Here is an 11,047-nt window from a genome sequence, read left to right as displayed (position 1 = left end):
ACTTTAAATGCGAGGCTTCACCTTTTACTTTAACTACCTTGTAACTCATTTTGTTGACCATTTATTAGTCAACTTTTTTCAGGACGAGACAAAAACAAAAAACCCCGCGGACGTGCGGGGCTTTGCTCCTGAGCCTGGACTCGAACCAGGGACCCTCTGATTAACAGTCTATGGGAGGCACTTTTTGATGCTTTGTCTTTTTTATAAATACTTATATATCAGATATTTATCAAAAATCAATTTTGTGATATTTTGCTGTTTTTTGCCATTTTTTGCCTATTTGTGTGAGAAATGTGTGAGAGTAAAACAGGTTATTTTGTGGGAAATTTACGTAATTTCGCATGTTCTAAAAAATTTGTGTGAGAGAAATAGGCATTTTTCCTAATTTTGATGAAAATGGCAGTAAAAGTTAACTTATATTTAGATGAACGGAAGGTTGAAACTGGTAAAAAGGCACCGGTAAAAATCAGGTTATACATCTCCCGTACCGATATCAGGCACTACCCTACAGACATCCACCTGACGGCTCAACAATTCCAACAATCTTATTTAACCGAAAAACCTAAAAAGGCATTTCAGGAAATTAAAATATCGTTAAGTGCGATAGAGGCTCGCGCAAATAAGATCATTACCAAAATGGATGGCCTATTTATCCTCGATAAATTTGAGCGCGAAATGTTTCGTTCTCAAGCCAGTACAACGGATGTATGTGCCTACTACCAGGATTACATAGATGAGCTGACCAGATATGGTCGCGCCGGTACGGCTTCCAACTACCGTTTGAGTTTAAAATCCATCCTGGAGTTTGCCGGAAAGGATAATAGACCGGCATCGAGCCTTGCATTCTCTCGTGTTACGGTTGATTTTTTAAACAGGTATGAAAACTGGATGGTAGCCGCCTGTAAATCCAAGACAACGGTAGGTATCTACTTAAGGCCTTTAAGGGCTATATTCAATAAAGCTATTGAGGAAGGAAGCATAGCTGCTGAACTCTACCCTTTCAAAAAATACAAAATACCTACTGGTCAAAACATTAAGAAGGCCCTCAGTAAAGAAGAGTTAAAAAAGTTATATACTGCGCCGGTAGAGCCAGGAAGTCCCAAAGAAAAAGCAAGGGACTTTTGGTTTTTCAGTTACCAGTGCAACGGGATGAATTTCCGCGACATCGCAGAATTGAAGTATAAAAATATCAACAAAAAATCTATTTCATTTTTGCGACATAAAACGCTTCATACCACTAAAGACAAACCCAGGCCGATCATTATCCCTTTAACAGAAACGATAAAGGCGATTATAGAACGCTATGGCACTCGTCCTTTTCTGCCTGATAATTACGTATTTCCAATCTTAACTAAAAAGATGGATGAAGCAGAGAAGCTAAGGGTAAACCAAAACTTTATTCGCTTTGTTAATCAGCATATTCAAAACTTAGCCAAGGATCTCGAATTGGATGCCGATATATCTACCTATTACGCCCGGCACTCATTCACAACTGCTGCTATTCGTAATGGTGCTAAAATGGAACTGATACAGGAAAGTTTAGGCCATCGTAGTTTGAACACTACGCAAAACTATTGGGCTGGTTTCGAGGATAATGTAAAGCAGGAAATAGCCGATAAACTAATGGACTTTAGCTAAAATTAAAGTTCACTTTTCGTGAACTTATGATTATATTTGTTATTAGGATATATGAAAGTCCATTTGATTAAAAAACAAACTTTAGAAGATTTTGCACACAGGCACCCAAGGAGTAAAACTTCGCTGGAAGACTGGACAGAAAAACTAAAGCTTGCAGACTGGGAGCAACCAGGTAATATGAAACAAACATATAATACTGCTGATATCTTAGGTAAAAGCAGCAACCGGGTTGTTTTTGATATTGCCGGCAATAACTACCGAATGATCTGCAAATTTGTGTTCGGCGAAAAACAGGCGCATTTATTCGTTTGTTGGATGGGAACTCATGCGGAATACGATAAAATTTGTAAACAGGGCGACCAGTACACAATTAATCTTTATTAACATGGAAACAGCGACACTAAAATATACGATTATCAGGAGCAAAGATCAATACCAACAATATTGTAACCAATTGGAGACCTTGCTTACTCAAGAAAACAGTGAATCTGTACAAGATGAAATCGACCTTCTAACGCTATTAATCGAAAAGTATGATGAAGAGCATAATACGTTTAAGGAAATTGACCCTATAGCGTTATTACGCTCTTTTATGCAAGACCTTAATTTGAAGCCCCAAGATATGACTGAAATATTAGGAATTGGCAAAAGCTACGTATCTGATATTTTAAATTATAAAAAAGGGTTGTCTAAAGAAGTAATAAGAAAGCTGGCTGACTACTTCAAAGTAAGACAGGAGGCTTTTAATCGCCCGTACAAACTTGTTTCACCCGTAAACGCACACCTGCGCAATGCGAGTGTTATGAATACAACTAAACAGCTGCAATTTGTTAAACATTAAAAGGCAAGTTCGTCGGATATGGTTAGTTTGCCACCTATAAAACAGATTATTTAGAACAGCCTTCCAAAGATTTTTCCAATTTACAAGCTCGATATTAGGGTTTTAATAGAAAATATTCTACACATAATTTATTTTAATAGAAAATATTCTACAAATTAGCATATGGCAAAGCAACCAATAGAAAAAAATCTACAATCATCCATAGATGAAATTCTATTTGGAAGCTCTGATAAGACGCTTTCCCAACAAATTAGCCGGTTGGAAAAAGCCGGTAAAATCAAAAAGATAGCACCACGCATTTATACTTCAAACCTAACAGAACAACCCGAATTACTGGTAAAAAGGAACTGGTATAAAATATTGGCCCATCAATATCCGGGAGCATTATTAAGCCACCGCAGTGCTTTGGAATTTAAGCCTTCGCTATCTGGCGAAATTTTTATAACGTATAAGTACACCAAAAACATTGTATTACCCGGCATTAACATCCGGTCGTTAAAAGGCAGAGGGCCGGTTGATGGCGATGCTTCGTTTTTTAAAGACTTGTATGTTTCGCAGGAAGCGAGGGCATATTTGGAAAATATGCAATCTTCCACACAAAAAGAGGATAGTTCAAAAATTATTCCTAAAGAAGCGATAGAAGATAAGCTGGATGCCATTGTTCGCATAAGGGGCGAAGAGGGGCTAAATAGCTTGCGCGACCAGGCAAGGCTTGTTGCGGACGAGCTTGATATGAAAAGGGAGTTTGAGCGGCTTAATAAGCTCATTGGCGCTTTACTTTCGAGCAATAGCAATAAACTACTATCATCACCATTAACCAAAGCAAGGCTTTCAGGCTTTCCTTATGATCCATCCCGGATCGATTTGTTTAATCATCTGTATGAACAACTTGCGGTAAATGAATATCCCGTTTATAAAGATCAAAACAGCACAATCCACGCTTATCAAAATTTTGCCTTTTACGAAAGCTACTTTTCCAATTACATTGAAGGCACCATTTTTGAAATCGAAGAAGCCAAAGAGATCGTTTTAACCGCTACTCCTATGCCGTCGAGGGATGAAGATTCGCACGATATATTAGGGACTTACCAAATTGTTTCCGACAGAAAAGAAATGAGCCGTTGCCCGGATACGGCAGAACAGTTAATCAGCATAATACGCCATCGGCATTCCATTTTATTAAGTGCCAGGCCTTCTAAAACGCCGGGGCATTTTAAAGATAAGAATAACCGGGCAGGCAGCACCGAATTTGTAGATTGGCAATTGGTGCAGGGAACGCTTAAAAAAGGATTTGAATTGTATTCTATACTAAGAAATCCGTTTGCAAAAGCTGCCTATATGATGTTCCTGATTAGTGAAGTCCACCCGTTTTTAGACGGTAATGGAAGAATAGCCAGGGTGATGATGAATGCCGAACTGACATCAAAAGGGTTATCCAAAATTATCATCCCTACTGTTTACCGGGAGGACTATATGGGTGCTTTAAAAAAGTTGACCAAACAAGGCGAATCTGGCGCCTACATCAGGATGTTGTTACGTGCCTATGAATTTAGTGCTACCGTACATCAGGAAGATATGGACACGATGGAATTATATTTGAAGCAATGTGAAGCGTTTGAGGAACCAGCTTTAGGAAAGTTAAGCTATCAAAAGCAACTTTAACTCTTTATATTCTGACAGGCAATGCCGCCTTTGATATTGAAGCGGCAGTCCTATTGAACGCACCATCCCATATTTACCGCTTAAGCAACCAACAGCGCGAGCCGGGTAAATAGTCAAGGCCGGGCCGCTAAAAAACAAAACAAAAATGGCCCGCTCTGCATAGCCTTTACTCTTTATCCCGGCGGTGGGCTATATTCGCGGGTGCGGTGAATATGGAATGTTATGGTAACCACGGTGGTGTGGGTATAAGGTATTTGCTGTTTTAAATACATAGTTGATTTACATTAAGCCTCGCGTTTTTTTTCGCTAATCGAATGCCAAAGCTCACAGATATTTTACTTTATTGCTTACCGCCATATTTTCTATCTTTAAGACCTATAACTTTATATGGCGTTCAACGAAGATTCACGGGTTAAAATACCTGCTATACTGCACCTTGCACGTTTAGGTTATTCTTATATCCCGCGAAATAAACAAGGGCGGATCGAAGAAACCAATATTTTCCCCGATATTTTCAAGGAAAGTATAGCTCGCATTAACCCCAGCGCCGCTAAAGAAGATATAGATCGTCAGCTTGATGAAATTTCTTTGAAGCTTGATTACGAAGATTTGGGATGTGATTTTTATAAAGCAATCACATCTACGTCAGGTATAAAGCTTATCGACTTTAATAATTTCAATAATAACAGTTTCCACGTTACTACTGAATTAACTTGTAAAAATGGCGAAGATGAGTTTAGGCCGGACATCACTATCCTGATCAATGGAATACCACTTGTTTTTATAGAGGTTAAAAAGCCAAACAACAAGGATGGTGTACTTGCAGAACGAAAGCGCATTAATGACCGTTTCAAAAATAAAAAATTTAGACGGTTTGCCAATATTAGTCAACTGATGATTTTCTCGAACAACATGCCCTACGAAGATGGTGTTGTGGAACCATTACAGGGGGCATATTATGCAACATCTGCTTATGCAGATTTGCAATTCAATTATTTTCGCGAGGAAGAAAGCCTCAACCTGGCAAAATTATTAGCTGCTGAGGATGATATGTTGGAGAATTTGGTATTAAAAGATAACAACATTATCGCGATCAAGCATTCCCCTGAATTTATTACGAACAAGCATTACGATTCGCATACCAACAAAATATTAACCTCGCTGCTTAGTAGAGATAGGTTAGCGTTTGTGTTAAGGTATGCTATTGCATATGTTGACGATGAAATTGACGGGAAAATCATAACACATAAACATATTATGCGTTACCCGCAGCTTTTTGCGACAAAAGCGATTGAATCAAAACTTAATGAGGGCATAGATAAAGGTATTATATGGCATACACAAGGCAGTGGCAAAACCGCTTTGGCATTTTACAACGTAAAGTTTTTGACGGACTATTTCCAGAAAAAAAATACGATTGCCAAATTCTATTTTATCGTTGATAGGATTGATCTCGCTAACCAAGCTACTACTGAGTTTTCAAATCGAGGATTAGTCGTAAACCGAGTTAATTCGCGTAGCGAGTTTTTAAGGGATATTCAAAAGGTAAGTACGGTGCTTAACAGTTCTGGCGACCGTGAAATATCAGTGGTCAATATTCAAAAGTTTACTGAAGAAACAGTTGTAGTTAAAGATTTAGGATACAACATCAATATACAGCGGATCTATTTTCTTGATGAAGCGCATCGAAGCTATAATCCTAAAAGCAACAACTTGGCTAACCTGATCAATTCAGACAAACAAGCCATAAAAATCGCGCTGACGGGCACTCCCCTTTTGCGGGAGGTTGCTAAAGACTTTGACAGCAAAGCTCTATTTGGTGATTATATTCACAAATATTATTATAACCAATCCATTATGGACGGTTATACTTTGCGTCTAATCCGGGAGGGGATAGACACAACCTACAAAATGCAAATGCAGGACGTGCTGGAACAAATTAAAGTGCTACAGGGAGATATTCCCAAAAGCCAGGTGTTCGCACATCCGAAATTTGTCAAGCCTATGCTTGATTATGTCTTAAAAGATTTAGAAAATTTCCGAACGATCGAAAATGATCGTTCATTGGGAGCTATGGTAGTGTGCGACACATCTGATCAGGCGAAAGAATTGTTTACTTATTTTGAAGAACTTTATGGAACTCAGGAAGTACAACAGCAATTCATGGCCGCCGAGCCATCTGTTCCATATGGAACTCAAATAAAATCACAATTCAAAGCGGCGTTGATATTACATGACATCAACTCAAAAGATGAACGTAAAGAGCAGGTTAAACAATTCAAGGCAGGCAATATTGATATTTTATTTGTTTTCAACATGCTGCTCACCGGCTTTGATGCAAAACGACTTAAAAAACTTTATCTGGCCCGTGTAGTAAGAGATCACAATTTACTGCAAACATTAACACGTGTTAATCGGCCTTATAAAAAATATAAATATGGTTATGTAGTTGATTTTGCCGACATCAGTTCCGCGTTCAGGGAAACGAATGATAATTACTTCAAAGAATTACAGGGCGAACTTGGTGATGAAATGGCTAATTATAGCGACCTCTTTAAATCACCAAAAGAAATTGAAGTAGAAATACAGGAAATCAAAGAAATATTATTCCGATTTGACACTATTAATAGTGAGCTATTTCATAACCAGGTAAGTGAAATAAAAGATAAAAAGGATTTACTTGTACTGATAAAAGCACTTCAGAATGCTAAGGAACTAAAAAATCGGATTCGCTTACAGGGGCATGAGGAGTTATTAAGCAAATTAGACTTCTTCAAACTCAATCAATTGCTGCGTGTGGCTCAAGCACAATTGGATAAATTAAACCTGGTCGAAACTTTAAATAGTGAAGCCGACACATCCAATTTATTAAACGCAGCTTTAGAAGATGTTATTTTTCTGTTCACCAAAATATCGGAAGAGGAACTTATACTTGCCGACCAATTAAGGGGTCAGTTGAAACGCACACGCGAGGCTTTGTTATTCAACTTTGATCAAAAAGATCCTGAATTTATTTCCCTTCGAGAAGAACTGGAACGTATCTTCAAAAAGAAAAACCTTGACCAAGTGAGTCAGGAGGATATGCGCGACAACATATTTTTGCTAAAGTCAATTTACGACCGGGTTACCGAATTAAATCGGCAAAATAACCTACTTAAAGCCAAATACGAACAGGATGAAAAATATGCGCGTATTCATAAAAGGTTACAGGAAAACAAAGGCATTTCTGCCAGAGAATTGCAGCTCCATGAAGCATTAATGGTAGTTAAAAGACAAACCGACGAGCAATTGCAAAACAACAAAAACATCTTAGATAACGAACCCTTTTTTAATCGCTATTTGCTGAATTTGGTTGCAGGAGAATTTGTTCAAAAGCAAAAGATTAATCTCGACTTTAATACCACTAAGACTATTAATACTCTGATAGCCGGTGAATACATGGCTCAATACAACAATTATATACGATGACCGATCTACTATTTATAACTAAGACTAAACAACTAATAGATACCCTTAAAAGCGTTTGTGCTAATTACGGCCTAGGTAATGATGGTAATGAATTTAAAATCATCACCCAGGTATTTTTATATAAATACATGAATGACAAGTTCGCCTTTGAAGCAAAAAAGGTCGAACAATACAAGCTTGGTGAGGCAACCAATTTTCAGGAGGCATTAGAAATAATACCTGAGGAGCAGTACAATTTCCTATTGGCGTATATTGATCCCAATACCCCACAACTCCAACCGCATCATACGATTACTTATCTATTTAACAAACAAAACGAAGATGACTTCGCCAAGCTTTTTGATGATACGTTAAGGCAAATTAGCATTAATAATCAAGAGATTTATTCGGTTAAGTCAGCATCCGGTGCCAAAGACAAAATGTTTGATGAGCTTAGTCAATTCATTAGCGACGCGTCCCAGAGAGATGCTTTTTGTAAAGCCCTTATTAATAAACTGTTTGAATTTAGTTTTGAAAGTATGTTTGGTGAGAAATACGATTTCTTTGCCACTATATTTGAGTATCTAATCAAAGACTATAATACCGATAGTGGTGGTAAATACGCGGAATATTACACCCCCCACGCTGTAGCAAGGATTATGGCGGCAATAATGGTAAACGATGAGCCACAAGGTGTTAAAGTGTATGACCCAAGTGCGGGGTCGGGAACCTTACTCATGAATATTGCCCACGCCATAGGCGAAGATAGATGCAGTATATATAGTGAAGATATTTCTCAAAAATCAAGCAACATGCTTAGGTTAAATTTGGTGTTAAACAACCTGAGCCATAGTATACCACATATCATTAAGAGTAATACGATTCTTGAACCCTACTACCGAGAGGAAAAGTTCGATTATATTGTTAGTAATCCTCCATTCAAACTAGATTTTTCCGACTTTCGAGAAGATCTTGAAAAGGATATCAATAAAGTGCGCTTTTTTGCCGGCCTACCCAATGTCCCCAAAGCAAAAAAAGAAAGCATGGCCATTTACCTGCTTTTTATACAGCACATTATGTATAGCCTAAGCGCAAAGGGTAAGGCTGCTATCGTTGTACCCACGGGGTTCATTACCGCGCAAAGTGGTATAGAAAAGAAGATAAGGGAAGCGATGGTTAGCCGAAATATGTTGCGAGGTGTTGTAAGTATGCCTAGTAATATTTTTGCAAGTACTGGCACCAATGTTTCTGTGCTATTTTTAGACAGAGCTCATCCGGATGATAAAGTAATGCTGGTAGATGCAAGTAAGCTTGGCGAAATAGTTAAAGAGGGGAAAAATCAACGCACCGTACTAACGCCAATTGAAGAACAAAAAATCATTGACGCATTTAACCTTTTAAAAACAGAAGATGATTTTGCTGTTCAGGTAAGTCATGCTGAAATTAAAGACAAAAATTTTTCCTTTTCTGCCGGGCAATATTTTGATGTGAAAATTGATTACGTAGATATTACTGCTGATGAGTTTAAAACTAAAATGCAAGGTTTTGAAAGTAATTTAACTTCATTGTTTGCAGAAGGAAATTTATTAGATACTGAGATCAAAAACCAACTAAAGGGGTTGATATATGAATAATCAAAAATTTGAAAATCTCAAAAACCTTACATTGAAAATTGGAAGTGGCGCAACACCCAACGGAGGTAAATCTTCATATCAGGATTGCGGAACATCCTTAATAAGAAGTCAAAATGTATTGGATATGCATTTTTCAAAGGACGGTCTAGCATTCATTAATGATGAACAAGCATCCAAGCTTAATAATGTGGCTGTTAAGAAAAATGACGTTTTATTAAATATTACTGGTGACTCAATTGCCAGAGTTTGTAAAGTACCAATTAATATACTTCCTGCAAGAGTTAATCAACACGTCTCCATAATTCGTGCGAACACCAAAATAGATGCTGATTATCTACTTTATTATTTAATTTTTAGAAAGGACTACTTACTTACAATTAGTAGGGTCGGAGGAACAAGAAATGCTCTAACTAAGGAAGCTGTTGAAAAAATAGAAATAAGATTAGATGATAACGATAAAAAAATTGCGTTAGTTCTCTCTAATTTAGATGCTAAAATTGAACTCAATAATAGGATAAATGATAATTTAGAACAGATTGCAAAAGCCATTTATGACTACTGGTTTGTGCAATTTGATTTTCCAAATGAGGTTGATAAACCCTATAAATCATCTGGTGGCGAAATGGTTTATAATGAAGAATTGAAGAGGAAAATACCAAAAGGTTGGGCGGTGAAAAATCTTTCTTCATTTATAGGCAAAGATAAAAGCGGCGATTGGGGTAAGGAAATCCAAGAGGGAAATTATATCCAAAAAGTGGAATGTATACGCGGAGCAGACATTAATGGAATAAACGGTAAAGGAGAAATAAAAGCACCAGTTCGATATATCCTAGAAAAAAACAATCACAAGATTTTATTAGAAAATGAATTCATTGTAGAAATTTCTGGTGGTAGTCCTGTTCAATCAACAGGTAGAATTGCTTGTATTACAAATGAAGTTCTTAAAAGATTTTCTAACCCCTTAATATGTTCAAATTTTTGTAAAGCTGTTTCATTAAAAGTCTTAGACGAAGTTTTCTTCTTTCTTTATACCTGGAATAGGGCTTATGAGAATGCTGTTTTATTTAGTTATGAAGGTAAAACTAGCGGAATCAAAAATTTGCTTTTCGAAGACTTTGTAACAGCTTATTCAATAGCCAAGCCCTCAGAAACTCTTTTAAGAGAGTTTAATAAAAAGATTTCAGTTTTTGAAAAGAAACGACAAGAAAACCTTAAGCAAAACCAGGAGCTCACAAAATTAAGAGACTGGTTAATACCTATGTTAATGAATGGGCAAGTAACAGTTAAATAAATTGTAAGATAAATTATCATTTATTTGATTGTTCAATTCTATTTTATCGTCTAAAATTCTTAAAATACCAGCGATCCGTTTTTGTTCTTTATAGGCATTCTCAATATCAATTTCCATATTTTTAAAACTATCTAGATTGATAGTGTTAAAAACAGACCCTTGCCCCTTCTTTTGAATGTTAGAAACATAATTCTTTAAGGAATAATACAGATACGTGTTATCTAATATTCCTTTTTTTCCGCGCAAACCAAAACAGGATTGATTAAAAGCCATAGGTTTACCGATCTGAGCTAATACGCCTACAGTTCCACGAGCTGAAATAATTATATCGTCTATTGATAAAAGCTTTGTGTTGCTTTCTTTCAAGCCTCGCTCAGTTATAGTTTTTTCAGAAGAATAAACTCGCCGGAAGCTATTATTGAAATCGTTAATTGATAGCCATCCAATGTTTCCGTTCCAATATTCGCTTATAGATGTTTTGGGTGTACCACCACTAATAATGTCAATAATATCTGCAAGAACAACTTTAACCAT

8 protein-coding genes are annotated in these 11,047 nt (G+C 36.9%); 7 read left to right on the top strand and 1 reads right to left on the bottom strand.

Features of this window, described 5'->3' with window-relative positions:
* Positions 1–396: 396 nt before the first annotated feature.
* From ACVW0P_RS21260 to ACVW0P_RS21230, 7 genes are all read left to right on the top strand, one after another.
* Entirely contained in the window at positions 397–1,638 is a 1,242-nt protein-coding gene (locus ACVW0P_RS21260; protein ID WP_457133843.1) for a tyrosine-type recombinase/integrase, read from the top strand.
* A gap of 51 nt (positions 1,639–1,689) precedes the next feature.
* Positions 1,690–2,022, top strand: a complete 333-nt coding sequence (locus tag ACVW0P_RS21255) for a type II toxin-antitoxin system HigB family toxin (RefSeq protein ID WP_457133842.1) — start codon at positions 1,690–1,692, stop codon at positions 2,020–2,022.
* Between the two features lies 1 nt (position 2,023).
* Complete coding sequence (locus tag ACVW0P_RS21250; RefSeq protein ID WP_457133841.1) at positions 2,024–2,479, top strand: helix-turn-helix domain-containing protein; 456 nt, start codon at positions 2,024–2,026, stop codon at positions 2,477–2,479.
* Between the two features lie 162 nt (positions 2,480–2,641).
* Positions 2,642–4,141, top strand: coding sequence for a Fic family protein (locus ACVW0P_RS21245; protein ID WP_457133840.1), 1,500 nt, complete (start codon positions 2,642–2,644; stop codon positions 4,139–4,141).
* A gap of 387 nt (positions 4,142–4,528) precedes the next feature.
* Entirely contained in the window at positions 4,529–7,609 is a 3,081-nt protein-coding gene (locus ACVW0P_RS21240; protein WP_457133839.1) for a type I restriction endonuclease, read from the top strand.
* Complete coding sequence (locus tag ACVW0P_RS21235; protein WP_457133838.1) at positions 7,606–9,222, top strand: HsdM family class I SAM-dependent methyltransferase; 1,617 nt, start codon at positions 7,606–7,608, stop codon at positions 9,220–9,222. The genes ACVW0P_RS21240 and ACVW0P_RS21235 overlap by 4 nt, the downstream gene beginning before the upstream one ends.
* Positions 9,215–10,513 (top strand): restriction endonuclease subunit S, encoded by a 1,299-nt coding sequence (locus ACVW0P_RS21230; RefSeq protein WP_457133837.1) that lies wholly within the window; start codon positions 9,215–9,217, stop codon positions 10,511–10,513. The genes ACVW0P_RS21235 and ACVW0P_RS21230 overlap by 8 nt, the downstream gene beginning before the upstream one ends.
* Here the strand turns inward: ACVW0P_RS21230 and ACVW0P_RS21225 are convergent.
* Complete coding sequence (locus ACVW0P_RS21225; RefSeq protein WP_457133836.1) at positions 10,484–11,047, bottom strand: restriction endonuclease subunit S; 564 nt, start codon at positions 11,045–11,047, stop codon at positions 10,484–10,486. The genes ACVW0P_RS21230 and ACVW0P_RS21225 overlap by 30 nt on opposite strands.

The organism is Mucilaginibacter sp. UYNi724 (assembly GCF_054057495.1).
Note: the sequence above shows the minus strand (reverse complement) of the source record. Positions and strands in the feature narration are given on the sequence as shown.

Coding starts and splice junctions, on each gene's coding strand:
- ACVW0P_RS21260 (WP_457133843.1), top strand. CDS start 397: ATGGCAGTAAAAGTTAACTTATATTTAGATGAACGGAAGGTTGAAACT.
- ACVW0P_RS21255 (WP_457133842.1), top strand. CDS start 1,690: ATGAAAGTCCATTTGATTAAAAAACAAACTTTAGAAGATTTTGCACAC.
- ACVW0P_RS21250 (WP_457133841.1), top strand. CDS start 2,024: ATGGAAACAGCGACACTAAAATATACGATTATCAGGAGCAAAGATCAA.
- ACVW0P_RS21245 (WP_457133840.1), top strand. CDS start 2,642: ATGGCAAAGCAACCAATAGAAAAAAATCTACAATCATCCATAGATGAA.
- ACVW0P_RS21240 (WP_457133839.1), top strand. CDS start 4,529: ATGGCGTTCAACGAAGATTCACGGGTTAAAATACCTGCTATACTGCAC.
- ACVW0P_RS21235 (WP_457133838.1), top strand. CDS start 7,606: ATGACCGATCTACTATTTATAACTAAGACTAAACAACTAATAGATACC.
- ACVW0P_RS21230 (WP_457133837.1), top strand. CDS start 9,215: ATGAATAATCAAAAATTTGAAAATCTCAAAAACCTTACATTGAAAATT.
- ACVW0P_RS21225 (WP_457133836.1), bottom strand. CDS start 11,047: ATGGTTAAAGTTGTTCTTGCAGATATTATTGACATTATTAGTGGTGGT.